The organism is Salinicoccus jeotgali (genome assembly GCF_039538805.1).
Classification (GTDB): Bacteria; Bacillota; Bacilli; order Staphylococcales; family Salinicoccaceae; genus Salinicoccus; species Salinicoccus jeotgali.
The window spans coordinates 1-23,460 of sequence record NZ_BAABCK010000059.1 but is presented as its reverse complement, the minus strand read 5'-3'; the positions used below and the strand labels follow the sequence as shown (position 1 = coordinate 23,460).

Annotated in this window: 28 protein-coding genes and 1 riboswitch; of the genes, 20 read left to right on the top strand and 8 right to left on the bottom strand. The window is 47.1% G+C overall.

The features are described 5' to 3' along the window. Positions 1-159 precede the first annotated feature (159 nt). Together cyoE and ABD734_RS08735 are read right to left on the bottom strand one after the other, a co-directional pair. A complete protein-coding gene (cyoE, locus tag ABD734_RS08740) occupies positions 160-1,092 on the bottom strand; it encodes a heme o synthase (RefSeq protein WP_344703420.1) in 933 nt (310 codons plus the stop codon). Between the two features lie 144 nt (positions 1,093-1,236). After that, positions 1,237-1,779, bottom strand: coding sequence for a M15 family metallopeptidase (locus ABD734_RS08735; protein WP_344703418.1), 543 nt, complete (start codon positions 1,777-1,779; stop codon positions 1,237-1,239). A gap of 220 nt (positions 1,780-1,999) precedes the next feature. Between ABD734_RS08735 and ABD734_RS08730 the strand changes: the two genes are divergently transcribed. Genes ABD734_RS08730 through ABD734_RS08720 form a run of 3 tightly spaced genes read left to right on the top strand, consistent with a single transcriptional unit; the run spans position 2,000 to position 4,810 of the window. After that, a complete protein-coding gene (locus tag ABD734_RS08730; protein ID WP_344703416.1) occupies positions 2,000-3,544 on the top strand; it encodes an NAD(P)H-hydrate dehydratase in 1,545 nt (514 codons plus the stop codon). Beyond that, entirely contained in the window at positions 3,541-3,873 is a 333-nt protein-coding gene (locus ABD734_RS08725) for a hypothetical protein (RefSeq protein WP_344703414.1), read from the top strand. The genes ABD734_RS08730 and ABD734_RS08725 overlap by 4 nt, the downstream gene beginning before the upstream one ends. Positions 3,874-3,886: 13 nt before the next feature. Continuing rightward, positions 3,887-4,810 (top strand): prenyltransferase, encoded by a 924-nt coding sequence (locus ABD734_RS08720; RefSeq protein ID WP_344703412.1) that lies wholly within the window; start codon positions 3,887-3,889, stop codon positions 4,808-4,810. Between the two features lie 107 nt (positions 4,811-4,917). Here the strand turns inward: ABD734_RS08720 and ABD734_RS08715 are convergent, their stop codons facing one another. Beyond that, complete coding sequence (locus ABD734_RS08715; protein ID WP_344703410.1) at positions 4,918-5,826, bottom strand: DMT family transporter; 909 nt, start codon at positions 5,824-5,826, stop codon at positions 4,918-4,920. A 116-nt stretch (positions 5,827-5,942) separates the two neighbouring features. Here ABD734_RS08715 and ABD734_RS08710 point away from each other — a divergent pair, with 116 nt between their 5' ends. After that, positions 5,943-6,500: a thioredoxin family protein gene (locus ABD734_RS08710; RefSeq protein ID WP_344703408.1), complete on the top strand. Its 558-nt coding sequence runs from the start codon at positions 5,943-5,945 to the stop codon at positions 6,498-6,500. A 39-nt stretch (positions 6,501-6,539) separates the two neighbouring features. Here ABD734_RS08710 and ABD734_RS08705 read toward each other — a convergent pair whose 3' ends face one another. Both ABD734_RS08705 and ABD734_RS08700 read right to left on the bottom strand, forming a co-directional pair. Next, positions 6,540-7,304, bottom strand: coding sequence for an ABC transporter permease (locus ABD734_RS08705; protein ID WP_344703406.1), 765 nt, complete (start codon positions 7,302-7,304; stop codon positions 6,540-6,542). Further along, positions 7,301-8,005 carry an ABC transporter ATP-binding protein gene (locus ABD734_RS08700; protein ID WP_344703404.1) on the bottom strand — a complete coding sequence of 235 codons (705 nt, stop codon included), beginning with the start codon at positions 8,003-8,005 and terminating at the stop codon, positions 7,301-7,303. The genes ABD734_RS08705 and ABD734_RS08700 overlap by 4 nt, the downstream gene beginning before the upstream one ends. A gap of 310 nt (positions 8,006-8,315) precedes the next feature. Here ABD734_RS08700 and ABD734_RS08695 point away from each other — a divergent pair, with 310 nt between their 5' ends. The 5 genes from ABD734_RS08695 (at position 8,316) to ABD734_RS08675 (ending at position 13,840) form a co-directional block, all read left to right on the top strand. Further along, the gene (locus ABD734_RS08695; protein ID WP_344703402.1) at positions 8,316-9,164 is read left to right on the top strand and encodes a DUF72 domain-containing protein; all 849 of its coding nucleotides are present in this window, start codon (positions 8,316-8,318) and stop codon (positions 9,162-9,164) included. A gap of 69 nt (positions 9,165-9,233) precedes the next feature. Further along, the gene (locus ABD734_RS08690; protein ID WP_344703400.1) at positions 9,234-10,055 is read left to right on the top strand and encodes a sulfite exporter TauE/SafE family protein; all 822 of its coding nucleotides are present in this window, start codon (positions 9,234-9,236) and stop codon (positions 10,053-10,055) included. 10 nt (positions 10,056-10,065) lie between these two features. After that, complete coding sequence (locus tag ABD734_RS08685) at positions 10,066-11,382, top strand: bifunctional metallophosphatase/5'-nucleotidase (RefSeq protein ID WP_344703398.1); 1,317 nt, start codon at positions 10,066-10,068, stop codon at positions 11,380-11,382. Positions 11,383-11,429: 47 nt separating this feature from the next. Further along, positions 11,430-11,594: riboswitch (Lysine riboswitch) on the top strand. A 99-nt stretch (positions 11,595-11,693) separates the two neighbouring features. Then, positions 11,694-13,286 (top strand): Na+/H+ antiporter NhaC family protein, encoded by a 1,593-nt coding sequence (locus ABD734_RS08680; RefSeq protein ID WP_344703396.1) that lies wholly within the window; start codon positions 11,694-11,696, stop codon positions 13,284-13,286. A 239-nt stretch (positions 13,287-13,525) separates the two neighbouring features. Continuing rightward, on the top strand, positions 13,526-13,840 hold the full coding sequence (locus tag ABD734_RS08675; RefSeq protein WP_344703394.1) for a YutD family protein: 315 nt from the start codon (positions 13,526-13,528) through the stop codon (positions 13,838-13,840). A gap of 152 nt (positions 13,841-13,992) precedes the next feature. Here ABD734_RS08675 and ABD734_RS08670 read toward each other — a convergent pair whose 3' ends face one another. After that, entirely contained in the window at positions 13,993-14,259 is a 267-nt protein-coding gene (locus ABD734_RS08670; protein ID WP_344703393.1) for a DUF3055 domain-containing protein, read from the bottom strand. A gap of 90 nt (positions 14,260-14,349) precedes the next feature. Between ABD734_RS08670 and ABD734_RS08665 the strand changes: the two genes are divergently transcribed. From ABD734_RS08665 to ABD734_RS08650, 4 genes are all read left to right on the top strand, one after another. Next, positions 14,350-14,781 carry a DUF86 domain-containing protein gene (locus ABD734_RS08665; protein WP_344703391.1) on the top strand — a complete coding sequence of 144 codons (432 nt, stop codon included), beginning with the start codon at positions 14,350-14,352 and terminating at the stop codon, positions 14,779-14,781. Further along, positions 14,771-15,544, top strand: coding sequence for a TIGR01457 family HAD-type hydrolase (locus ABD734_RS08660; RefSeq protein WP_344703389.1), 774 nt, complete (start codon positions 14,771-14,773; stop codon positions 15,542-15,544). The genes ABD734_RS08665 and ABD734_RS08660 overlap by 11 nt, the downstream gene beginning before the upstream one ends. Further along, the gene (locus tag ABD734_RS08655) at positions 15,545-16,501 is read left to right on the top strand and encodes a 2-hydroxyacid dehydrogenase (protein ID WP_344703387.1); all 957 of its coding nucleotides are present in this window, start codon (positions 15,545-15,547) and stop codon (positions 16,499-16,501) included. Positions 16,502-16,609: 108 nt separating this feature from the next. Then, the gene (locus ABD734_RS08650; RefSeq protein WP_344703385.1) at positions 16,610-17,149 is read left to right on the top strand and encodes a biotin transporter BioY; all 540 of its coding nucleotides are present in this window, start codon (positions 16,610-16,612) and stop codon (positions 17,147-17,149) included. A 36-nt stretch (positions 17,150-17,185) separates the two neighbouring features. On the opposite strand, the gene ABD734_RS08645 is transcribed toward ABD734_RS08650, so the two are convergent. Then, positions 17,186-17,491, bottom strand: coding sequence for a YuzD family protein (locus tag ABD734_RS08645; protein WP_344703383.1), 306 nt, complete (start codon positions 17,489-17,491; stop codon positions 17,186-17,188). A gap of 97 nt (positions 17,492-17,588) precedes the next feature. Between ABD734_RS08645 and ABD734_RS08640 the strand changes: the two genes are divergently transcribed. Continuing rightward, positions 17,589-17,831: a NifU family protein gene (locus ABD734_RS08640; RefSeq protein WP_344703381.1), complete on the top strand. Its 243-nt coding sequence runs from the start codon at positions 17,589-17,591 to the stop codon at positions 17,829-17,831. Between the two features lie 57 nt (positions 17,832-17,888). Here ABD734_RS08640 and ABD734_RS08635 read toward each other — a convergent pair whose 3' ends face one another. Further along, positions 17,889-18,947: an NAD(P)/FAD-dependent oxidoreductase gene (locus tag ABD734_RS08635; protein WP_344703379.1), complete on the bottom strand. Its 1,059-nt coding sequence runs from the start codon at positions 18,945-18,947 to the stop codon at positions 17,889-17,891. Positions 18,948-19,050: 103 nt separating this feature from the next. Between ABD734_RS08635 and ABD734_RS08630 the strand changes: the two genes are divergently transcribed. The 6 genes from ABD734_RS08630 (at position 19,051) to ABD734_RS08605 (ending at position 23,315) form a co-directional block, all read left to right on the top strand. Further along, positions 19,051-19,314: a DUF1450 domain-containing protein gene (locus tag ABD734_RS08630; protein WP_344703377.1), complete on the top strand. Its 264-nt coding sequence runs from the start codon at positions 19,051-19,053 to the stop codon at positions 19,312-19,314. Between the two features lie 59 nt (positions 19,315-19,373). Continuing rightward, positions 19,374-19,733 (top strand): HesB/IscA family protein, encoded by a 360-nt coding sequence (locus ABD734_RS08625; protein WP_344703375.1) that lies wholly within the window; start codon positions 19,374-19,376, stop codon positions 19,731-19,733. A 124-nt stretch (positions 19,734-19,857) separates the two neighbouring features. Further along, entirely contained in the window at positions 19,858-21,069 is a 1,212-nt protein-coding gene (locus ABD734_RS08620; protein ID WP_344703373.1) for an NAD(P)/FAD-dependent oxidoreductase, read from the top strand. Between the two features lie 63 nt (positions 21,070-21,132). Then, entirely contained in the window at positions 21,133-21,450 is a 318-nt protein-coding gene (locus ABD734_RS08615) for a YuiB family protein (RefSeq protein WP_344703371.1), read from the top strand. Positions 21,451-21,460: 10 nt separating this feature from the next. Next, a complete protein-coding gene (locus ABD734_RS08610; protein WP_344703369.1) occupies positions 21,461-22,948 on the top strand; it encodes a leucyl aminopeptidase in 1,488 nt (495 codons plus the stop codon). Continuing rightward, positions 22,941-23,315, top strand: coding sequence for a hotdog fold thioesterase (locus ABD734_RS08605; protein WP_344703367.1), 375 nt, complete (start codon positions 22,941-22,943; stop codon positions 23,313-23,315). The genes ABD734_RS08610 and ABD734_RS08605 overlap by 8 nt, the downstream gene beginning before the upstream one ends. Positions 23,316-23,460 lie beyond the last annotated feature (145 nt).

Genomic DNA, 23,460 nt, shown 5'->3' with positions numbered 1-23,460 from the left:
ATTCAAGGGATTGAGTCCGCTGGAATTCAGGGCATTGGCGGCATAGAAAAACGCCTGAGAATCTCCATTCTCAGGCGGGAAACATTTATATTATTTCATCTGTCAACTTGGTAGGGTTCAGATCAATGTGATAAGGCTTTTTTTTGTTGGTATAAATTTTTAGATGAAAGTTTGCACCAACGGAGAAGTGAGGATGATCATCATGAGTAATATCAGGACTAGATAGAAGATGGAGTAGCGGAGATTCATCTTGGCCCATATCTTTTTATCTTCTGAGGCATGCCCCCGAGAAGCGATGAAGATCCAATAGAAAGTCAGTATTGCTGTTGTTACAGAGAAAAGCCAGCCCATAGAATCGATGAGCATAATGGGGAAGGGCAGGAGCATGATGACATATACCATAATCTGTCTGATGGTGGCGTCTACTCCCCGCACTACCGGCAGCATTGGTACGCCAGCGCGTGAGTAATCAGCTAATCTTCTTATGGCGATGGCATAAGTGTGTGGGATCTGCCAGATGAGCAATAGATAGAACAATGCCAGCGGTACAATATGGTAGGCAGGCGCAATTACAGCCCAGCCGATCAAGGGGGTAAAGGCACCAGAGATGCTTCCGACAATCGTGTTCATCGTATATCTGCGTTTCGACCAGAATGTATACAGCACAACATAAAAGAACCAGCCGGCAAATGAATAGATGAAAGCTTCGGCTGTTGTAGCAGACATGATGGCCAAACCGAGTAGAGTAGAAATGATACCCGACCATAGGACTGCCTTTAATCTAAAAGCCCCTGTCACAGTTGGCCTGTTCTGTGTCCGGGTCATTAAGCGGTCTAAATCTGCCTCATACCAATTGTTGAGCATCAACGCTCCCGAAATGACGAGCGTGCTGCCGATCATCATCAGAAAAAATATGCCCAGATGATCTATAAAACGTTCTCCGTTGAAGTATAGCGCGAGCCAATATGCAGTAAAAACAGGGAGCACATTAGCCAAAAGCACCTTACCTTTAAGCAGATATTTCAGATCAGAAAAAAAGGAGACGAGCTGGTATGTATAGCTCCGATCTCTTATTAATGTTTTATCTTCCAAACAAGTTCCCTCGCAAATAATATATTGATGACCTTCCATACCATTATAACAGCAACTATCTTTGGAAGGATGGACATACGCTCTCCATATTACCAAATCCGGTACAAAAAAAGAAAGCATGGCTACATGCTTTCTTCAGTACCATTAGAATAAATAATGGTTGCCATTAATCAGATTATGGATGGAATATCCAAAGTCCATTTGGAGGTGTGGATAATCCTTGAAAGATTCCCAGTCCCCGCCCCAGGTGAACCCGAGGTTTTTAGCAATCTGTGCGACCTCGAACCAATCCGGGTAGCCGTTGCCATTGCCGTCATATTCTAAATCCCAGATGACATCATGACCGACTTCCAGCGCGAAATCGACCGCCAAGCCATAATTGTGGTAGGATTCCCCGGCCTGGGCATTAGTCACTATGTAGCCTGCTGTAGTACGTCCCTGCGCGTAGAGTCTGTCCTGCTCTTCAAATGACCGGAAACCGTCTGTAAAGCGTATGTTGATGCTGCGTGCAGCAGCGTGCTGCCTCAATAGCTCTGCGTGCTCTGCAACTACTGGATGCAAGCCTTGAGGTTGTCTTGTTTCCTGCCACTGTTCAGCAGATGCTGTTGATGGGGCGCTAAGTAAAAATGCAGTGATTGTAAAAAGTGTCGCAATCGCAAATGACAAAGATCTGATGCCTTTTCTCATAAAGGTGTAATTCTCCTTTGTTTAGTTGTTTATCCTTTCTTACGTTAACATAGTGATTGGAGATTTCAATGTATTCTGAGAAATCATATAGAATTGTAATGAAAATGTAATGATAGCTGAAATACTACTATTGGAAAACTTAAATGAGTTCAGATTATATGTAAATTTTTATTTTTACTATAGAGGTGTATAATGACATATAAGATAGAGGAGGGGTTTGATGAAGATAGTAGGCAGAAAGGAAATGGAGGAAACCGAGCGCTACGTCATTGAAAATATAGGGTTACCGGCTAAGGTGTTGATGGAACTTGCCGGGAATCATGTAGCTGAAGAAATAAAGTCGATCTATCCTGATCAAGGCACGTCCATCGTGATACTGCTTGGTGGAGGCAACAATGGCGGCGATGGGTTCGTCATCGCGAGGCGTCTGTTTGATGCGGGATATGAGCCGATGGTATGGCTTCTTGCGAAACCCGAAAAGCTTAAGGGGGACGCCCATCTACAATATAAGGTTTATTTAGCGAGAAAACTGCCTCTACATCACTTGGAAGATGGGGGGGAGCGTTTAGAGGAGGACCTAGAGAAAGCTGAAGTCGTCATCGATGCGATACTTGGTATAGGTGGAGAAGGCCCGGTGCGCGAGCCGTTCAAACATGTCATTGAAGCGGTGAATGGTAAAGTGGATGGAGAAATTATTGCGGTGGATATTCCATCCGGCCTGTCATGCGATACGGGCGAGGCAACAGATGTTGCCATACAGGCAAATATTACATATACGTTCGCTTTTCCAAAACGCGGCTTCTTTCTGCAACAGGGGCCATCCAGTATAGGCAGATGGCATGTGAAAGATATTTCCATCCCTTCTTCCATTGCAGAAACCGTCAAATCCAATCTGCCTGAAGTCGTAACCCTGGCACGCGCGCAAAAGGCACTGCCGACACGTCATCAGTTCGGACATAAGGGGACGTTTGGCCATGTGCTTGTTGCAGGCGGGTCAAAGCCCTATATCGGGGCCCCTTTGCACAGTGCCGAGAGTGCTTTCATGACGGGCGCCGGGCTTGTAACGTTGCTTGTGCCTGAGGATATATATACGGCTGTAGCCAGTCAGAACAAGAATGCGTTGCTCCGCACACTACCTAGTGAAGACGGCCATTTCATCAGCACTGGTATGGAAGATCTCCCGTTCGAAGAGCTGGACGTCCTGGCAGTCGGTCCTGGTCTCGGCCGCTTTACTGGTGGCCAAGAATTTCTACAGCGTCTAATGGAGGGACTCGGAGGACAGCCTCTCGTCATCGATGCCGATGGCCTCTACCATATAAAAGGTCAGCTCGGCAGAGTATCCGAATATGCAGGTGAGGTCATACTGACACCGCATCCTGGAGAGATGGCCATGCTGCTTGGCAAGGAAGTTTCAGAAGTAGAAGCTGATAGGTTGGGCATTGCCCATGAATTTGTCCAAAAATATGGTGTCAATCTGATTCTTAAGGGGCATCGTACCGTCATTGCGACACCTGATGCCCTGCTGGTCAATCAAAACGGTAATGACAGCCTTGCCAAAGGGGGGAGTGGTGATGTGCTGACTGGTATAATCGCTTCTTTCCTTGGACAGGGCGCCAGCCCCCTGGAGGCCATGACAGCAGCCGTCCACCTTCATGCAACAGCCGGTGAATCAGCTGCCATCCGCCTGTCTCATTACAGTGTAACCCCAGAAGACGTGCTGGCTGAAAGCAGATATATCATGAAGGAATGGGAGGTAGGGAAATGAAGGAGAAAGCACTAAAGAGCGGTAACGGTAATCTATTTAAAAATAATGTGCCGACCAGCGGCAAACTGCACCTGACGTCTGAAGCAATTTATCATATTCCTCAGGCAATGAACCTAGACCGTAAAGAGACAAAGATAATGCTTGAGGAAATCGAGCAAGTAAAAGTCATAAATTTTAAAGTGTTGAAGCTGATACCGATCACTAATGGTCTACAGGTCACACTGAGAGATGGTAGAAATATGAGATTCATAGTAAATGGAAGGAAGAGATGGAAGAAACATATAGAGCAAGCACTCACGCATCGTGGATTCAGTGATTCGATAAAATAAAAGGGGGATTCAGATGAAGCAAGGGGACTTCAGTTTCAAAGGGCTTAAAATGGTAGTCAGGGCAATAGCGGTGGTGACCTCAAGCATAGCAACGATCATCTCTACTGCACTGCCGCTTCTGCTGGGCTATGATATCACAGTACTTGGCCTATTTGGTCTATCCCTGCTGCTTGTCACAGGTGCACTCCTCGTACACGGTGTGCTGACGCATGTATTGAATGATCTGATGGACTTCGAATCAGGTACCGATCAGGCCAGTCCTGCCTTGTTGTCCGGTGGCAGCCGCGTCATCCAGGATGGTGTAATGTCTCTTGGGACACTGAGGCGGATGGCGGTTTCAGCAATCATCATTCTTCTATCTGCCGGGCTCCTTTTTATGGTGCTGGGCCAATTCAAGCTTGTCATCTTGACGCTCATCGGCATCTGGGGTGCTGTAACCTATTCAACCAGACCGTTCATCTTTGCCTATCGGCCGTTCCTTGGAGAATGGCTCAGCCTGTTCCCATCTATGCTGCTGCTTGGTCTTGCGGCGCCATGGATCATGTTGGATTCCGTTCCATTATGGGCATGGCAGAATGCTACGATCAATGCTCTTTGGTGCATGGCATGGGTGATGGTGCACCATATCCCTGATTTGAACGCCGACCGGAATTCTGTTCCAAAGAAGCGGACGTCGGTCGTCTGGTCGGTCGAACGCTACGGCCTTTATCGGGCGGGACTTCCGGCCTTGATTTATCTCGTATTGGTTTTTCTTATCGTCATGACAATGATATCAGCCCGACCGATTGGAGCTGTTGGTGCATTATTGATGCTCGGATATGCCATCTATCTGATTTTAAGCATGGATGTAAAAAATGTCGAACAAGTCACGCAACGTGAAAAGATATTACTTCTGCTCGCCATGAGCACTGCGATATGGTTGGGCATATTCTACTGATGGCAGACCAGCTGCCGAGACGAGTCGTTCGTTTCATTGGCATAGGTATAGAAAAAGCAATCGGACCATGATGGTCCGATTGCTTTTCTTCAAGCTGTGGCAGGCTCTCATGCAGCCTCTTTCCTTCCTGTGGAAATATAGATGGCAACGCCTAGTATGATGATGATCCCAGCTACTTGATACCAACCCATGCTTATGTTGAGCCAGAGGACTGAACTCACCACGGCTGAAACAGGTTCCACTATGCCGAGGACTCCCGCTTCCTTTGAAGAAAGGTGTTTCAAGCTGCTGATATAGAGCAAAAAGGCAAGAGTAGTGCCTAAAAGGACGGAGAGCAGGAGGATAATCACCAGGGTAGGTGTCCAATCAAAACTGAAATCGAAATCCCATACGGGATGGATGAAATTCATCGCTATACCGCCGATGAGCATTGATCCCCCGACCAGTTGCAGGGGGTGCAGCCTATAGAGCAGCACTTGGGCATGCAATGTGTAGTAGGCGAGCGCGATGCTGGAGACGACTCCCCAAAATAGTGCTGGGCCTGGTACGATGAGTGCCGTCAAATCTCCATTGGTGGCAATCAGTACTACACCTGTAATCATACCAATAATGATGAAGGCATCTGCTGTTGTCCATTTGGCATACTTTCTGATGATCAGCCACATTATGATATAGATGGGGCCGGTATATTGAAGGACGGTCGCTATAGCAGCGTTACCGTAACCGATTGCCGCCATGAATGAATACTGCACCATGGTCATCCCGAATAGGCTGAAGATGATCAGCATCAACAACGTTCTTCGATCGAGTCTTACGGGTTGATGCTTCCTGGAAAACAACCAGTAGGCACTGAGCAGGATGATGCCGCTTATAATCAATCTGAATGATACATACCACTCTACCGTAACTGGAGTATTCCTGAATATGTAGTCTGCGGCTGTCCCACCGAGTCCCCATAAAGCAGCCCCGATCAGGACGAATATTAAACCTCTTATATGTTTTACTTCTGAATCCATTTATATTTGCCTCCTTTTGCATTATGCAAAGCATAGTCCAACATTTTTCCAATTTCAATAGGAAAAGCATTTTAAATGATATACTGCAGATATATCATAAAATTGGAGGGATAAACATGGCACTTGATCAATGGTTCAGCCAAGCAATTGCAGCTGAAACCTATATTGAAGAGATGCAAAAGCACAAAGAAAATTTGCAGAAGGTATACGATGTCTTCGAAATACCTGATGACGAGTCATTTTTCCTGGAATTGGAGAACCAAAATCTACGGGTGATCGCCATCACCGAAGACTGGTGTGGGGATGCCATGATGAACATACCGATATTGCTTCATTTAGCCGAGAAGAGTCATATGCCGGTTAAAATGATACTGAGGGACTCGAATCTTGAATTGATGGATCAATATTTGACGAATGGGAAGTCACGCTCGATTCCGATATTCATCTTCATCGACGAAAATGGCCGTGAAGTGACACATTGGGGGCCGCGGGCAGAAGCGGTGGAGCAGGAAGTGGCGGAGATGAAAAATCAACTTCCGGATAAAGGCCATCCACAATACGAGGAAGCCTTCCATAGCCTCATCGCCAAGCTTACAGAACGCTTTACTTCGGATGCTGATTTTTGGAATGCCACATACGACAGCATCAAGACACAGCTGAAAAAGAACTTATGATGACAAAAGGGCACACCCGGCGGGTGTGCCCTTTTACATTTATTTTGAGTTGTATGTGAGACCTATGAACTGCATCTTCTGGTTGAATAGCTTCGGATAGGACATATAGCCTACCATGACGGAAGACAGGGAAGCTGTAGTCAGTATCAGGAACAGGACCAGCAACTGATACATGACCGCTTCTATCGGATCGGCCCCACCGATTATGAGCCCACTCATCATGCCAGGCAATTGGACGAGACCCATGGTCTTCTGGGCTTCGATGGTGGGGATCATGCTTGTCTGGATGGCGGATTTCAAACTTTTATCTATAGCTGTCTTAGGTTTCCCGCCCATTGAAAGGATGAGTTCGATCGTTTCATCGCTACGCTCGACCTCATCTTTAAACTTGTTCAGGAACAGTAGGGACAGCACCATACAGTTGCCGATGACCATTCCGCTGATCGGAATGACTTCTTCCGGAGTGAAGGGGATGATGCCGAAGCCGAGCATGATTCCCATCGTCACCAGTTCGACCACGACGAGTGTGATGACGATCATCAAGGTGATGCCTGGTATCCCTTCTCCTTTTTTGATGACGTTCTGGGTTGCGGCTGCAATCATGAGCATGATCATCAGAATGATGAATATGACACTGCCGCTTTCAAACACGAAAGTCAGTATATAGCCGATGATCAGCAGTTGGATGATCGAGCGGACGGTGGCGATGATGATGTCCCTCTGCAACCCGAGTTTAAGAAAAAGCGTAAGAGCTAGGGGAATTGCGATAAAGACTAAGGACAGAGAAAGTTGGGCGAATGTCATAGTTCCTCCCCTTCCACAAATTTTTGTACCAGCGGATTGCTGGATTCGTCGATGAATGAAGCATCGCCAAATTCGATGAGCTCACCTTTACGGAGGAACCACATATCGTCGCTGACACGCCTTGCCTGGTCCAGGTCGTGAGTGATCCATATGACGGTCACATCATGTTTTCGCTGGAGCTTGACGATCATCCGCTCAACCTCTTTCACCATGCGGTAGTCGAGACTTGAAGTGATTTCATCGAGAAGCAGTACTTCCGGCTGGTTGACCAATGTACGGGCAATCGAAATGCGGCTTTTCTCCCCGCCTGATAAGGAGCGGATGTCCTGATCCAGCGGAATATCGCCGAGGTCCACACCATCAAGGAGTTCAGTAGCGTGTGCTTTGTCCAGTGATTCATTGAATATTGCTTTAGGGAGGTTGATGTTATCATACACTGTGCCACCAATCATCGGTGCGCTCTGAAAAGCCATCCCTATCTTCTTCCTGAGTTCTATCATATCCATGTTACGGATGTTTTCCCCTCTGAAGAATATCTCGCCTGAGTCCGGGGACAACAATCCGTTTATATGTTTCAGGCACGTCGTTTTGCCGGCGCCGCTCGGGCCGACGAAAGTAGTGATGCGTCCTTCTTTGAAGTGGCCGGTGATGTCATGCAGAATGTCCTTATAGCTGACATTGCTGAATTCTATTATGCTCATTGGATTGTACTCCTTGTATTATAGAATGATGAACCGTAATCATTATCATGAAGAAACGATTGGACCGCATAGCGGGAGAGATATGACAGCGTTCCATTCCGTTTGTCTGCCACCCAAAATTTAGTTTCTCAGTTCACTTTATGATACTGGACTTCGCCAACTTAGTGAAGCACTGTTGTTATTTATAATTATTATAAATAAATAATAACATGATTTGCTGTGATTATAAATGTCAGTATTGGATTTTTTCACCTTGCGCCTAATATAATTATGCGTAGGGGATATGGTATAATGAGGTAAGGTGATTTTTATGATCTATATCGGTTTGACAGGGTGGGGCGACCATCATAGCCTATATGCCGACCTGACAAATAAAAAAGATAAATTAACGGCTTATGCCTCCCATTTTCCTATTGTTGAACTTGATGCTACATATTATGCCATTCAACGTCATACGACAATTGAGAAGTGGTGCAATGAAACCCCGGAACGCTTCAAATTCATAGTCAAAGCACATCAGTATATGACGGGACACAGTGACTACCGGGATCACTATGATTCCATAAAGGATGTATTCGCAGCCTTTCGTGACATGTTAAGGCCAATGGAGCAGGCTGGCAAGCTCAGTTTTGTCCTCCTGCAGTTCCCACCATGGTTTGACTGCACCAGCAGAAACATTAAATACGTCAAGTATGCCAAAGAACAATTGGCCCCTTATAAAACTGCTGTCGAATTCAGGCACCAATCCTGGTTTACGGAACAATTCAAGGAGGATACATTGGCATTCCTGCATGCCAATAAAGCCATCCATACAATCTGTGATGAACCACAGGCAGGTATCGGCAGCATACCCTTCGTCAACCGGGTGACGGATGAGACAGCTTTCATCCGCCTACATGGCCGTAATGTACATGGGTGGACCCAGAAGGACCGTTCGAGTGAAGAATGGCGGAATGTACGCTACCTATATGATTATAACGGTGCAGAACTGGAGTGGCTGAAAAGGCAGGTAGATATACTGCGCCACAAGACGAGGGATATCCATATCATTTTCAACAACAACTCCGGAGGGCACGCTGCCGGAAACGCCCAACAGTTCATGGCACTGATGGGAATACGCTATGAGGGACTCTCACCCAAGCAGCTGAGACTGTTCTAGTTGATTTGAAGCAAGCATGCCATGATAATGACCAAGGTTCCCCTTCGGGTCCTTGAAGGAGTGATGCTTATGGAATATATCATCCTTATAATGATTGGTCTGATGGCCTCTGCCCTCGGCGCACTAGTAGGCATCGGTGGCGGCGTCATCATAGTGCCGCTGCTCATTTTCTTTGGCATCAATATGGGTATCCTTGATCGGATAACACCACAGAGTGCCGTTGGTACTTCGAGCATCATATTGATCGTCATCGGCTTGTCGGCAATGATCTCCTATGGACGCAGTAATCAGGTGGATAAGAAAAACGGTGGCTTGTTCCTGATCGGCATTATGCCAGGGGCCTTCATCGGGTCCTATGCGAGCCGTTTCTTTACAGTGGACAGCTTCAACTTATACTTTGGCATCTTCCTCATCTTCTTAAGCACCTTGCTTATCGTCAGGGATCGTATCAAGCCAATTTCAATTTTCCAGGATGAGCGTTACATGGAACCTCATGTGGATAATATGGGGGATGTGCACCATTATGGCTTTCCGGCTTATATCGCAATCATTTCAACCTTCATAGTAGGATTCTTCACCGGCCTTTTCGGTATCGGTGGAGGTGCCCTTATGACGCCGTTGATGCTGCTCGTTTTCCGTATGCCGGCAACAATCGCAATCGGGACCAGCATGATGATGGTGTTCTTCTCTGGAAGTGCGGCTGCATTCGGTCATATACTGCAGGGGAACGTCGATGTCTGGTATGCTGCCTTAATCGTGCCTGCTGCCTTCATCGGTGCCAAAATCGGGGTGATGGCGAATCGTCATTTCAACTCGGACTCGCTGGTCGTCGTCCTGCGTACAGTCCTTTTATTGCTTGGTATCTACATGATCCTAAAGACCATCCTATAGAGGTGATTCAATGGAATTGAAACTTTTCCATACTAACGATATACACAGCAACTTATATAACTATAAAAAGATCAGTGACTTTCTGATCAACAAAAAACAACAATATAAAGATCACATGGTCTACGTCGATCTTGGGGACCATACCGATCGGGCCCATCCATATACTGAAGCGACACTCGGCAAAGGGAACGTCGAGCTGCTGAATGAAGCGGGGTGCGAGGTGGCGACGATCGGCAACAACGAAGGCATCACTTTGCAGAAAGAGGAGCTTAAGTCGCTCTATGATGATGCCGCCTTCGATGTCATCTGTGCGAATTTGCGGGAAGTTGGCAGTGCCCAACCTTATTTCAAACCTTACGTCATCAAGGAAATCAAAGGTATAAAATTCGGTTTCATTGCGGCTACCGTTGAATTCACGCCCTTCTATAAGGCGCTCGGATGGGAAGTGTCCGAAGCATTCGACTGGATCCTCCACGCAATCCGGGAAATCAATACTGAAGTCGACTGCATCATCATGATGAGCCACCTGGGCCGTTACGATGATGAATCCCTTGCTATGATGTTCCCTGAAATCGATGTGATATTAAGTTCCCATACTCACCACCACCTGGAAGAAGGGGAATGGGTTGGCGATACGCTGCTCGCAGCTGCCGGACGGTTCGGTGATTACGTCGGGGAAGTTACGCTCGATTTTGAAGCGGGCAAATTGGTGGATAAGCGTGCACGTCTGTATAACACTGACTATCTGACGGGAACGGAAGATAAGTATTATGACAGGGGACGCCAACTGTTGTCGACAGTCGTCAAACATGATGTGGCGCCTATAGAAAGGCGGCTCTATTCGACAGGAAGGTTCATCTCCAGACTTGCGGAAATGGTGCGAATATTTACAGATAGTGATGTCGGCCTTCTGCATACAGGGTTGATCGCAAAGCCGTTTGCCGGTGGAGACCTGACCGAATATGACCTGCATAAAGTGTTGCCTCATGCCATCAATGCAGTACAGATCGAGTTGACTGGACGTGAGCTGAAGGAAGTGTTCAATCAGGCTGCCCAAAATGAATTCAAGGATGAAATAGTGCGGGGGCTTGGCTTCAGAGGGGATATATTCGGCTGCTTCGTCATGGACAACATTGGATATATACAATCTGAGCGGGAATACTACATCAACGGTGAAGTGATACAGGACCGTAAGACCTATAAGCTCGGAACATTGGATATGTATACGTTCGGCAGGATATTCCCCCAATTCCGCTATTCGAAGAAAGTCTATAAGATGCCTGAATTCCTGAGGGACATCGTAAAGATGTATGCCGATAAACTGTAGTTGTAATATGACGTATATGTGCTATAATGTCATGTATTAACTTAATAATCGAAAGTAGAGGTTGCAACGACCAATAGTACCGGAAAGGAGCAGACATGCTTTGATGTTCCGGGAAAGGGGAAGTTGCCGAAGAAACCGCCTGGTAGGGGGGTATTCTGGGATCCGGTTCAATAGGCCGGGTACTATCATTACGATGATGCGCTACGTAATTGTGATGGACGTCACAGTGGCTGATTCTGTAATGCTGCTGTGGCGTCTTTTTCTTTATCATCGTAAAATCACATTCACATTTTTTATTGGAGGTTAAAAATATGCAGAGCATATTGAATTGGGAGTACATATCACTGATTCCCCCGTTACTTACATTACTGCTGGTCTTGTTGACGCGTAAGGTGGGCATCAGTCTGGGGATAGGGATCATAACATCAGCGCTTGTCGTGGCAGGTGCTGAGGTGACTGGGACTTTAGGTGTCATATGGGACGCTTTTCTGCTTATTTTCATAGATGGGGGCAGCATTAATACGTGGAACGCTTTCATACTTATATTCTTAAGCCTCCTTGGTATCATGACTGCCTTCATGAACATGTCCGGTGGTGCGAAAGCCTTCACGGCTTGGGCATTGACGAAAGTGAAATCCAGAAGAGGCGCGACATTTGCTACAGCGCTACTTGGAATCATCGTTTTCATCGATGATTATTTCAGTGCATTGATCGTAGGTCAGGTGGCTAAGCCACTGACTGATAAATATCAGGTTTCACGCGCGAAATTGGCCTATTTCATCGACACGACGGCCTCTCCCGTTTCTGTTGTGTCACCGATCTCCAGTTGGGGGGCAGGTATAATGGGACTTGTGGCGCCCCTGATAGCTGCTGCCGGGATGGTCAGTGTTACGCCATTTGAAGCGTTCATCTATATGATCCCGATGAATTTCTACGTCATCACGGCAATTGCGATGATGTTCATCGTCATCTTCGTGAAGTTCGATATTGGTGCAATGAGGAAGCATGAAACCCGCGCGATACAGGATGGAGAACTGTTCGGCAGTACACGTGAGGTGCCGGGTGAGACGGATGAAGATCTTCCGGTCTATGAGAAAGGGTCGGCCAAGGCACTCATCGTACCGATATTGGGTCTTGCTGCGACAGTCATCTTATTCATGTTCATAACAGGGGTGATTGCAGGCGGGTCATTTGATGTCTTCAGCATATTCGAGAACACTATGGTGACACACTCCCTCGTCCTTGGAGGGATCGTCGGTCTTGTACTTAGCCTGTTCTATTATTTCAGATACACAAGAAAAGATGAACATTTCGGTAAAACTGAAATTTGGTTGGGCATCAAAACAGGTTTCATGGCAATGTTCCCCGCTATTCTAGTCCTCACACTGGCTTGGATGATAGGGGATCTGATCGGTCAGATCGGCACAGGGGAATTGCTTGGTGGAATGGTTGAGAGCTCCAATATGCCCACCAGCGTACTCTTGGCAGTAGTCTTTATAGTGGCATGTCTGATGGCACTGGCCACTGGCACAAGCTGGGGTTCTTTTGGAATACTGATTCCGATTACCGGCGAGATCATGATCTCCCTGAATGAAACAGAGTTGTTGTTGCCGAGCATCGCAGCTGTACTGGCGGGTGCTGTGTTCGGAGACCACTGTTCCCCGATCTCCGACTCGACCATACTGTCCTCGACCGGTGCCGGATGCAACCACATCGTTCATGTGATTACTCAGCTGCCATATGCCATCGGTTCTGCATTGATTGCAACAGTGGGTTACTTGGTGCTCGGATTCACATCCAGTCTACTGCTATCACTCGGAGTTATTGCAGTATTATTGATATTGGTCGTCGCCATATCGAAAATGGTTAATTCACCAATAGAAGAAAGAGGCTCTGAAGCCTAGTGAGTAGGAATCCCCGTCCTCAGTCTGAGGCGGGGATTTCGTCAATCCAGTGAAATATCCTAAACCACCGCATGAAGTCCCTCTGAATATGATAATATGAATTTAATGCTTAAATTATAAGTACTATCCCACTCATTCTGAAAAGTTCAAAGGAGTGGCGATGGCAAAATTTACAAGGGTTTTCAGGCCGGGGCGGGCAAGGTAGGCCGAAATTGACGAAGTATTGAAGGGTGAATCAGATGATTACAATCGATCATATGCATTTTGAACTTATAGAAGATTACCGAGAAGCATTCGATGAAGCTCAATTTGAAGGGAAATACAGTGAGGTCCTTAACAAGTATGACTACATTGTAGGAGATATCGGTTATGAGAAGTTGAGGTTGACCGGCTTTTATCGGGACAGTAAAAAGAAGGTTGAGCCTGATAAGAAATTCAGTGCCATTGAAGACTACATCAATGAATACTGCAATTTCGGCTGCGCCTACTTCGTACTCCGCAAAGTACCGAAGTCCGAGCTGAAGGAACAGACGGAGGAGTCGGAGGAAAGGTAACCGGGAAATAATGTTGAAGCCGCAAACTCCCAAAAAAATGACTCGGATAAAAAGACATTGGCAGGCCACTTGACGCCTGAGGAATGAGAAAGACAACAAGAAAGCCTGCTTCCCTTATGGGATAAGCAGGCTTTCTTAGGCAATGCATCCATTTACACGATGACTTCCGACAGGAAAGACTCGACCTCAGCCGCCTGATCATCATCGTAGTCGAGGATGTAGGCGATATATCCTGGTTCCTCGAGGTCGTCGCTGCCGATTATTCCAAACCGGCTGCTTTGGGTATTCAGTACTAGACTTTTGCCGAAATAGCGTCCTGTCTGGATAATGGCCAGATCATAACGGCCATGTTCACCAACGAAACTGACATATCGCGTCTGGGTATCTTCTACATCATCATAAAGAAAGAAGTCGATCAAAGGGGTGTCCTCCAGTTAAAGTTATTGGGATTATGCTATCATATTAATAAGAGTGTTACAAAATTATCGTGATTGGAAGTGGCTTGGAACATGTATTTTGTAGATAAGGATATACTGAACGAACGTCTCCTGTACGTAGAGGGATTGACTGAGACATTCGAAAAAGTGGAAGGACTGGCGTTGGAACGCACTTGCCATATGCTGATCGAAGCGACGGTCGATGTCGGTAATATGATCATTGATGCTTTTATATTGAGGGATCCCGGCAGTTACCAGGATGTCATGGATATAATGGAAAACGAAGGTGTGATCCCGAAAGAAGATAACGAACGTTTCCGTGCTACGTTCAAATGGCGAAGCGAGCTGACACGCAATTATACGCGGCTCGATCATGACCAGATGAAACGGGATTTCGAAAGCGACCTATCCGCGTACAGTGATTTTAAACAGAATGTCCTGAACTTCTTTGAGAACGAAGGGCAGGCTGTCACAGCATTCAAGGGGGATGACAATGATGTATGAAGGCTACCTTATTGACCTGGATGGCACCATGTATAACGGTGGAACGGTCATAGAAGGGGCAATCGATTTTATAGACAGGCTTAACAAAGCCTCAATCCCTTATGTATTTTTGACCAATAATGCGACGAAGACACAAGAGGAGGCTGCCCAGAAGCTGATAGACATGGGTTTTGATATTCATCCCCGGACGCTATACACTTCAACCATGGCGACTGTCGATTATTTGAGCGCGGCCCACTCGGGGGCTGCGGTCTATGTTGTTGGCTCAGATAGCCTTAAACATTCACTGGAATCAGCCGGATTCAAAATCATCCAATCTGCAGATGAGCATGCCGATTATGTCGTCATGGGTCTAGACATAGAAATCAACTACGGAAAATTATCGGAAGCTGCCTTGTTGATTGCTGCAGGCGCAACATTCATATCCACAAATCCGGACCGCAAATTTCCAACAGAGAGAGGACTTGTACCTGGGAATGGCGCTTTGGCAGCGGTACTCAGCAGCGCTACGGATGTCGAGCCAGTCACTGTGGGTAAACCATCAGGAATTATACTGGAAGCGGCGATAAAAGCACTGGGGCTTCCAAAAGAGCGCGTGCTGCTCGTTGGGGACAATTATGATACAGACATCAAGACAGGACTTGAAGGTGGTGTGGACACCCTTCACGTGGACACAGGGGTGACCTCGAGCGAACAGGTCAGGCAACAGTCTCTGCAGCCGTCCTTCATGATTGAAAATCTCAAGGAATGGAGTGTTGAATAGATGAAGAAGATCGTCATTACAAGAAGGATCAATCCGGCTATGGTCGACAAGCTGAAAAAGGATTTTGAAGTGGTGGTGTGGGATGAGGACAACACACCAATGCCGCGGCAGAAATTTTTGAAGGAGACGAAGGACGCTCACGGTGTCATGACCATGCTGAGCGATAAAGTCGATGAAGAAATGCTTGGTGGCGCCCAGAATTTGAAAGTCGTCGCAAACTTGGCGGTCGGCTATGACAATATCGATCTCGAAGCTGCAAAGTCCCATGGTGTAATCATTACCAATACGCCTGATGTATTGACAGAGACGACAGCAGAGCTTGCCTTCACATTGATGTTGACATCAGCACGCCGCGTGCTGGAGGCGAACCGTGAGCTGATGGCGGGGGATTGGTCAGGATGGAGTCCCTACCATATGGCAGGCACAGATGTTTTCGGCAAAACGGTTGGTATATTCGGTATGGGCTCGATTGGCGCTGCTTTTGCGCGCCGTCTGAGCGGTTTCCGTACCAAGATCATATACCACAACCGTAGCCGTTCGGAAGCAGGCGACGAATTGGGCGCTGAATTGGTCTCCTTCGAAGAACTTATGGCAGAATCCGATTTCGTCCTATGTGCAGCACCGCTCACCGAAGAAACAAAGCATCGCTTCGATAAAGCGGCCTTCGATAAGATGAAGCGCAGCGCATATTTCATCAATATCGGCCGGGGCGCGCATGTAGTGGAGGAAGACCTGGCACAGGCTGTCCGAAATGGTGATATAAAAGGCGCAGCATTAGACGTATTCGAAAATGAGCCGATCAGCGACGCTCATCCGTTTACAGACATTCCGAACATGACGCTCCTGCCCCACATCGGCAGCGCTTCAGTAGATACGAGGAACAACATGATGAACCTATGCGTCAATAACATCATGGAAGTGTTGAATGGCGGAAAACCGATCACTCCGGTAAAATAAAAAGCCTGCGGGCTTTTTATTTTACATATATCGTCAACCAATTTAAATTAAAGGGTGACAATGACTCATTGGAAGTGCTATCATACTCAGAAAGAACAGGAGGGAATCATGCCTACAAAACATCTTGTCTATGTCGCAGTCTTCGCGTCACTCATCGCCATCGGTGCCCAGATCCGTATCCCGCTGGGACCTGTGCCCCTGACTTTCCAAGTTCCGCTAGTCCTGCTCGGAGGGTTGTTGCTCGGCCCGAAATTGGGGGCTTTGAGCGCCTTCGTCTACATGCTCATGGGTCTCTTTGGCCTTCCGGTCTTCGCCGGGGGAGGGGGCATCGGGAGCATATTTTCGCCTACCTTCGGCTTTATAGTGGGCTACATACCCGCCGCATGGTGTGCTGGATTTGGCTGCGTCCATCAAGTTACCGTCCTCAGGAGTTTCAGTTTCACATTTGCAGCCATCATGATAATTTTTTTAAGTGGATTATTTTATTTTATCTTTGCAATGAACATATTCCTCGATACCCCGGTAAATGCAGTAGAAGCCTTCAAATTGGCGGTATTGCCTTTCATACTAAAAGATTTGGCAGTTGGAATGGCAACGATCATATTTGCAAAGACACTGGTGAGGCGCGGGTTGAATATTGCGATATAACAAAACAGGGTGCCGCTTCGGCACCCTGTTTTAGCATCATTTCTGTTCGATTGCCCTTTGGATCGGCTTCAATTGGACATGACCATCCTGGATGATGTCATCGTTGATTGTGACGAGTGGATAGAACAGCTCATCATCGTTTATCCGTTCGATGATGTCAGTATCATAATCCGAAAGATTTTCATCATGATCCATATCTATATAATTGAAGTGGAGGTCATGATCTGGGTATTTGCGGTTCAGCACCGCCTGGAGCCATTCGTAGGTATCCTTCGACCCAGGTGCGTTCACACAGCTGGCACAGATGACATCGCGGCCATAGACGTTGATAGCATATTTCATTGAATAACATCCGCCTTTCTGATGATGGATTTTTCTTTCCAAATCCATTATAATACATATATAAGTTAATTGCGTAAGAAGAATAGGAGTGAATGGAATGACTACAGGACAAGATACAATGTACGAACGAGTAGATGAAGTACTGGATAAATTGCGTCCGTTTCTGCTGAGAGATGGTGGGGACTGCGAACTTGTGGATGTTGAGGACGGCATCGTCAAATTGCGCCTTCTGGGTGCATGCGGCACATGCCCAAGTTCCACAATCACACTCAAGGCAGGCATCGAGCGTGCTCTCCTTGAAGAAGTTCCAGGATTTGTAGAAGTAGAACAAGTCTTTTAAAATAACAACAGCCCCTGCATTCGCGGGGGCTGTTGTTTCATTTAGCTGTTCATGAGCCTAGACCCCGAGCTTATACATCCACAGCACACCGCTTTTCAGCATGCGGGCGATACGTCCGGTGACCGTCCTCTCCCTGAGGTAGGCAAAGCCTTCTTTTGAACCGAGTGAGCCGAGAACCCCCTGCATTTTGATGTCGGGCATTTCCTCTGGCAACGGCTTATTCTTAATGACTGCCTCGATGATTTCGGCAATCTGCTCTGCCTGGCCTTCGGCGACTTGGGCCGAAGGTGCGTGCTTGAGTGCTGCCGAGTCACCCACGACATACGCATCTTCAAAGCCTGGTATCTGGTGATATTGGTTCAATACCACACGCCCCCCCGGGCCGAACTCTACAGGAAGGTTGCGGACGACTTCAACAGGCTGAACCCCAGCAGTCCATATCGACATATCGAGGGCATGGGAGTCATCATTGTTGTAGACTGTATCGGCTGCGACTTCAACGATGTTGGAGTTTGGGATGACTTCGACGTCATTATCGTCAAACCATCTTTTGACGTACGCGCTGAGACGTTCAGGGTACATCGGCAAGATCCGGTCCCCGCGGTCGAAAAGCCGGATTTTAAGATCTTCACGTGCTTCACGGAGTTCGCTTGCTATCTCGATGCCGCTTAGGCCGGCGCCGATGATGCCCACTTTCGAGCCGGGATCCAAGTCGCCGATCTTCTCGTAGGTGGCACGGGACTGCCTGAGGCTTTGGATGCTGTATGTATGTTCAGCAGCCCCCGGCACCCCATGGTATTTATCTTCACAGCCAAGGCCGATGACGAGCATGTCATAATGGATCGTCTCCTTTTCAAGGGTCACAGCCTTGTTTTCGAGATCGATGCCGGTTATTGTATCAAAGAGCACTTTGACGTTCTTGTCGTCAGGAAAGTCCATCCGGACTTTGGTCTCGCTTTTAGTGCCCGCTGCGAGCGCATAGTATTCAGTCTTCATCCCGTGGAAGGGATTCACATCCACCAATGTGATGGTATAGCCGGAAGGGAGCTTAGGAGCTATGCGTTGGATGAAGCGCATATTTCCGTAGCCACCCCCAAGACAAACGATATTCTTCATAGTCAGTACCGCCTTGTTTTTAAATTCTAGTATATCCATTATAATAGTTAAGTATGTAAACTACAATGAATGGAATTAATATATAGTGGAAAGAAGGATAATAATGTTCACTCTCGTCGAATTCTGCTCATCCAACATGCTGAAGGGCACCGAAGACATCTACCAAAAACTCGATGAAGACCCAGGCATAGACGTGCTCGACTACGGATGCCTCAACAACTGCGGCTTATGCAGTAAGGCATTCTTCGTCTTGGTTGATGGCGAGATAGTCAGTGCGATGACAGCAGATAAGCTGCTCGAGAAGATATATAAACGCATAGAGAAGAACAATGAAAAGCTGGAAAAGGAATTTGATGATTTGAGTTGATTGCCCCAGTGCTTTATAATCAACAGTATAATATAATAAAAAATTAAAGAGGTGACGGTATGTCTCATATAACATTGACCGAAAGCGCAGCCTACGAAGTGAAGGATATGCTCGAGCAGAACGATATGGAAGACGGATACCTCAGATTCAAAGTGCAAGGTGGCGGGTGTACAGGCTTGACTTACGGCATGGGCGCGGAAACCGAGCAGACTGATAAAGATGAAGTGTACGAATTCTATGGCGTAAAAGTGCTTGTGGACAAATATGATATCCCAGTAATCGACGGGACGGTAATAGACTTCAAACAGTCGTTGATGGGTGGCGGCTTCACCATTGAAAATCCAAATGCCACACTGTCATGCGGATGCGGTTCCTCCTTCCGTACCAACGAAGTTGCGGGCGAACCGGGAGATTGTTAGAATCTGCACTGAATCACTTGAAATATGTGAAAGAAATCGCTAATATTATATAAGAATAATATTAGCGATTTTAGTTGTGGCAATGTTTATCGGAATAAATAACGAGAGAAAAGGTGACGTTACAATGAGTTTTGAAAGAAAGAAGATTCTTGTGTTGGGTGCAGGCTATGCAGGATTGCAGATGGTTTCAAACTTACAGAAGAAGCTGTCCTTCCAAGATGCCGACATTACGCTGATCAACAAGAATGAATATCACTATGAATCTACTTGGCTACATGAGACGGCTGCCGGCACCATGGAGTGGCAGGACGGCGTCTATCCTATAAATAAGGTGATCGATGCCCAGAAAGTGGTTTTCGTACCTGCTGAAGTGACTGCCATCAATAAAGATGAACAGACCGTCGAAACGACACACGGTAATTTCGATTATGATATTCTCGTGGTCGCACTTGGTTTCGAAAGTGAAACATTCGGCATCGATGGCATGGCAGACCATGCGCATTCCATCGTCAACCCTCAGACTGCGGTCAAGGCCTACCGCGAGATAGAAGAAAACATCGCCAACTATAAGCGTTCCAATGACCAGAAAGATCTCTCCATATTGGTCGGCGGTGCTGGATTCACAGGCATCGAATACTTGGGCGAGCTTGTTGAAAGTGTGCCGGAACTGTGTGAGAAATATGGCGTCGACTACAACAAAGTCAATATCACTTGCGTTGAAGCGGCACCAAAAATGCTGCCGATGTTCCCGGAAAATCTCGTGCAGTATGCAATGAAATTCCTTGAAGACCGCGGCGTCAAATTTATGGTCAATACACCTATCGTCGCTGCCAACGAAGATGGCTTTATAGTTGAAGTGAATGACGAAAAACAGCAGCTTGAAGCGAACAGTGTCATTTGGACTGCAGGTGTCCGCGGCAGTAAGCTCATGGATGAAACCTTCGAAGGCGTAAAACGCGGTCGTCTTGTAGTGGAACCTGACTTGACGGCAAAAGGATACGATAACATCTATGTCATAGGTGACGTTGCAGCTGTAATGAACGGTGAGGGTGAAAATGCCCGTCCTTACCCAACCACCGCCCAGATTGCAATGCAGCTTGGGGAACATACTGCGAAAAATATCGAATTGACATTGAAGGGCGACAAGAAGGAACCATTCGTGTTTTCCGATAAAGGCACCGTATGTTCACTCGGTTCGAACGATGGTATCGGCCTTGTGCTGGGGCGCGAAATAAAAGGTAAGAAAGCAGCCTTCATGAAACGTGTAGTCGATACAAGGGCAGTCTTCAAAATCGGCGGCCCGCTCCTCGCGTATTCGAAAGGCAAAATGTTCTGATAAATCGATAGTGCAGGCATGGGTATTTTATGCCCATGCCTTTTTCAGTTGGAGGTCAAATAAATGTCAATAATACAGCTAGCCATATCCATGCTGTTATTTTTTGTGCTGTTCTACGGCATAAGTTTCATCCTCAATATGATCCTGAAAATGACATGGTTGATGGTGGGGGTCTACCCGATCATTGTATTGCTCATCGTCGATGGAATATCGACGGCCGAGTATCTTACGAATACTGCAGGAGCGTTCAGTACGCTTGGGGAACACCTCGTGAACCTGCAGATTGCAGATATACTGATGCTCGGCAGCGGCCTTGTCGGGACCATACTTGCAGGAATGACGATACGTTATCTGCGCAACGCCGGATATCAGATGTTCTAGGGGGAATAGAATGAAATTTCAATATCGAGATAAATATATCGCTACGGATGAGCCGATCATCATCGGCCTGCCGAAGGATCCGGCAACTCTGTTGAATTTTGAAGAAGTGGACACCTTACTTAATGGCCAGCTTGAAGAGATGGTCGAGAAGGACATCCTGTCCGCAGAGTTCAAGAAAATCACCGCGACAGGTGTACATATTCAGCAGGACTACAGAAAAGTAGTCGCAATCGGCCTGGGCGATCAGGAGGCTTTTGAAGAGACGGGGATGCTGGAAGTGTTCGGGACGCTGTTTCAATATCTGAAGCAGTCTGATATCGCCGAAGGACAGATTTTAATGGACACGTTCGAGGTTAAAGGACAGAATTCGGCAGAAGCGCTTGCAATAATGTCAGAAGCGAGCATATATGAGTTCTATTCCTATAAGACCGATTCAGGCCCGGGCTTTGCGGAAACAGCCCACTTCTCATTGACTGGCACACGCGACATCAAAAATGATGTGGCGTACTACAGCACTGTCGGGGAAAGCATAGCATTGGCACGCAATTTCAGTGAGACGCCGCCAAACATCATGACGCCTGAGCACATGGCAGGGAAGATTGCGGATATCTTCAGTACCCATGAACATGTTACCGGAGAGATTAAAGATGAGCAGGTGCTGGAAGAGGAAGGGTATGGTCTGATTATGACCGTAGGCAAGGCTTCCGAGGCGAAGCCAAGGCTGGTCACGATCGAATATGCGCATCCTGAGGCGAAAAATCATAAGCCGGTTGCATTGGTCGGCAAGGGTATCACGTTCGATACTGGAGGCTACTCGATCAAATCCAAGACGGGAATGCCTGAAATGAAGTACGATATGAGCGGCGCTGCGAATGTCATCGGCATGATCCATGCGATTTCGAAAATGAAGCTTCCGGTCCACGTCATTGCCGTTGTGGCACTGGCTGAAAATATGGTTGATGGCAATGCGATGCGCCCTGATGATGTCTACACTTCCTACAGCGGCCAGACGGTTGAAGTGAAGAATACGGATGCAGAAGGCCGGCTCGTGCTGGGCGACGCAGTATTCCATGCTTCACAGTATTCTCCATCAATCATTATGGATTTCGCCACATTGACAGGCGCGGTGGTGGCAGCGCTCGGTACTGAACGGACGGGGATATTTACAAATAAATCGAATGAATTCCTAAAACCTCTGATAGAGGTGTCGGAACAGACCGGTGAAGCAGTATGGCAATTGCCGATTTCTGACGTGGAAGAGCGCAATGTCCGCGCATCAGCTGTCGCTGATCTGACCAACCATGTTGAGAAGCCGGGACGCGCTTCATTCGCAGCATGCTTCATCAAACAGTTCGCGAACGGCACACCTTGGATCCATTTCGACATAGCAGGGACAGGCACTGCAGATTCACCGACCGCGTTCGGTCCGAAAGGGGCCACTGGGGTCATGATACGTACCATCGTTAAACTTTTTGAATCGGGGGAAATACATGAATAGCGGATTGATAGAGCTCTTGTCGATAGAAACAGTGCATGAGGAACCTGGTTTGATGGTCATGGAGATGCCGGTTACCGAAAAGGTCTTCCAACCTTTCGGCTACTTGCACGGCGGCGCCAGTGTCGTCCTTGCAGAAACCGCAGCGAGTATGGGAGCCACCTCCCTTGTCGGGGATGATGAAATCACGTTTGGTATGGAGATCAACGCCAATCATATGAAAACCAAACAATCGGGCACGCTCACGGCGAAAGCCAAATGCCGTCATCAAGGCCGGACGACCCAAATATGGGAAATTGAAATCACTGATGAGGTGGAAGAGATTGTCTGTCTATCAAGGTGTACGATGGCAGTCAAAAAGAAAAGATAAAAAAAACGATGGATAAATTAGACTGACCTAGCAGTATGAGACACATATAAAACACCTTCATTAGGCTACCTTCCTCCAAAATGAATTGGAGGAAGGTAGCCTAATTTTTCTTGTATTCTTTCTTCGTTATAGTACTTTAAGTATT

What these genes read in the sequence shown, in the direction of transcription:
- ABD734_RS08735 (WP_344703418.1), bottom strand. Translation starts at nt 1,779, where the DNA reads ATGAGAAAAGGCATCAGATCTTTGTCATTTGCGATTGCGACACTTTTT.
- ABD734_RS08730 (WP_344703416.1), top strand. Translation starts at nt 2,000, where the DNA reads ATGAAGATAGTAGGCAGAAAGGAAATGGAGGAAACCGAGCGCTACGTC.
- ABD734_RS08725 (WP_344703414.1), top strand. Translation starts at nt 3,541, where the DNA reads ATGAAGGAGAAAGCACTAAAGAGCGGTAACGGTAATCTATTTAAAAAT.
- ABD734_RS08720 (WP_344703412.1), top strand. Translation starts at nt 3,887, where the DNA reads ATGAAGCAAGGGGACTTCAGTTTCAAAGGGCTTAAAATGGTAGTCAGG.
- ABD734_RS08715 (WP_344703410.1), bottom strand. Translation starts at nt 5,826, where the DNA reads ATGGATTCAGAAGTAAAACATATAAGAGGTTTAATATTCGTCCTGATC.
- ABD734_RS08710 (WP_344703408.1), top strand. Translation starts at nt 5,943, where the DNA reads ATGGCACTTGATCAATGGTTCAGCCAAGCAATTGCAGCTGAAACCTAT.
- ABD734_RS08705 (WP_344703406.1), bottom strand. Translation starts at nt 7,304, where the DNA reads ATGACATTCGCCCAACTTTCTCTGTCCTTAGTCTTTATCGCAATTCCC.
- ABD734_RS08700 (WP_344703404.1), bottom strand. Translation starts at nt 8,005, where the DNA reads ATGAGCATAATAGAATTCAGCAATGTCAGCTATAAGGACATTCTGCAT.
- ABD734_RS08695 (WP_344703402.1), top strand. Translation starts at nt 8,316, where the DNA reads ATGATCTATATCGGTTTGACAGGGTGGGGCGACCATCATAGCCTATAT.
- ABD734_RS08690 (WP_344703400.1), top strand. Translation starts at nt 9,234, where the DNA reads ATGGAATATATCATCCTTATAATGATTGGTCTGATGGCCTCTGCCCTC.
- ABD734_RS08685 (WP_344703398.1), top strand. Translation starts at nt 10,066, where the DNA reads ATGGAATTGAAACTTTTCCATACTAACGATATACACAGCAACTTATAT.
- ABD734_RS08680 (WP_344703396.1), top strand. Translation starts at nt 11,694, where the DNA reads ATGCAGAGCATATTGAATTGGGAGTACATATCACTGATTCCCCCGTTA.
- ABD734_RS08675 (WP_344703394.1), top strand. Translation starts at nt 13,526, where the DNA reads ATGATTACAATCGATCATATGCATTTTGAACTTATAGAAGATTACCGA.
- ABD734_RS08665 (WP_344703391.1), top strand. Translation starts at nt 14,350, where the DNA reads ATGTATTTTGTAGATAAGGATATACTGAACGAACGTCTCCTGTACGTA.
- ABD734_RS08660 (WP_344703389.1), top strand. Translation starts at nt 14,771, where the DNA reads ATGATGTATGAAGGCTACCTTATTGACCTGGATGGCACCATGTATAAC.
- ABD734_RS08655 (WP_344703387.1), top strand. Translation starts at nt 15,545, where the DNA reads ATGAAGAAGATCGTCATTACAAGAAGGATCAATCCGGCTATGGTCGAC.
- ABD734_RS08650 (WP_344703385.1), top strand. Translation starts at nt 16,610, where the DNA reads ATGCCTACAAAACATCTTGTCTATGTCGCAGTCTTCGCGTCACTCATC.
- ABD734_RS08645 (WP_344703383.1), bottom strand. Translation starts at nt 17,491, where the DNA reads ATGAAATATGCTATCAACGTCTATGGCCGCGATGTCATCTGTGCCAGC.
- ABD734_RS08640 (WP_344703381.1), top strand. Translation starts at nt 17,589, where the DNA reads ATGACTACAGGACAAGATACAATGTACGAACGAGTAGATGAAGTACTG.
- ABD734_RS08635 (WP_344703379.1), bottom strand. Translation starts at nt 18,947, where the DNA reads ATGAAGAATATCGTTTGTCTTGGGGGTGGCTACGGAAATATGCGCTTC.
- ABD734_RS08630 (WP_344703377.1), top strand. Translation starts at nt 19,051, where the DNA reads ATGTTCACTCTCGTCGAATTCTGCTCATCCAACATGCTGAAGGGCACC.
- ABD734_RS08625 (WP_344703375.1), top strand. Translation starts at nt 19,374, where the DNA reads ATGTCTCATATAACATTGACCGAAAGCGCAGCCTACGAAGTGAAGGAT.
- ABD734_RS08620 (WP_344703373.1), top strand. Translation starts at nt 19,858, where the DNA reads ATGAGTTTTGAAAGAAAGAAGATTCTTGTGTTGGGTGCAGGCTATGCA.
- ABD734_RS08615 (WP_344703371.1), top strand. Translation starts at nt 21,133, where the DNA reads ATGTCAATAATACAGCTAGCCATATCCATGCTGTTATTTTTTGTGCTG.
- ABD734_RS08610 (WP_344703369.1), top strand. Translation starts at nt 21,461, where the DNA reads ATGAAATTTCAATATCGAGATAAATATATCGCTACGGATGAGCCGATC.
- ABD734_RS08605 (WP_344703367.1), top strand. Translation starts at nt 22,941, where the DNA reads ATGAATAGCGGATTGATAGAGCTCTTGTCGATAGAAACAGTGCATGAG.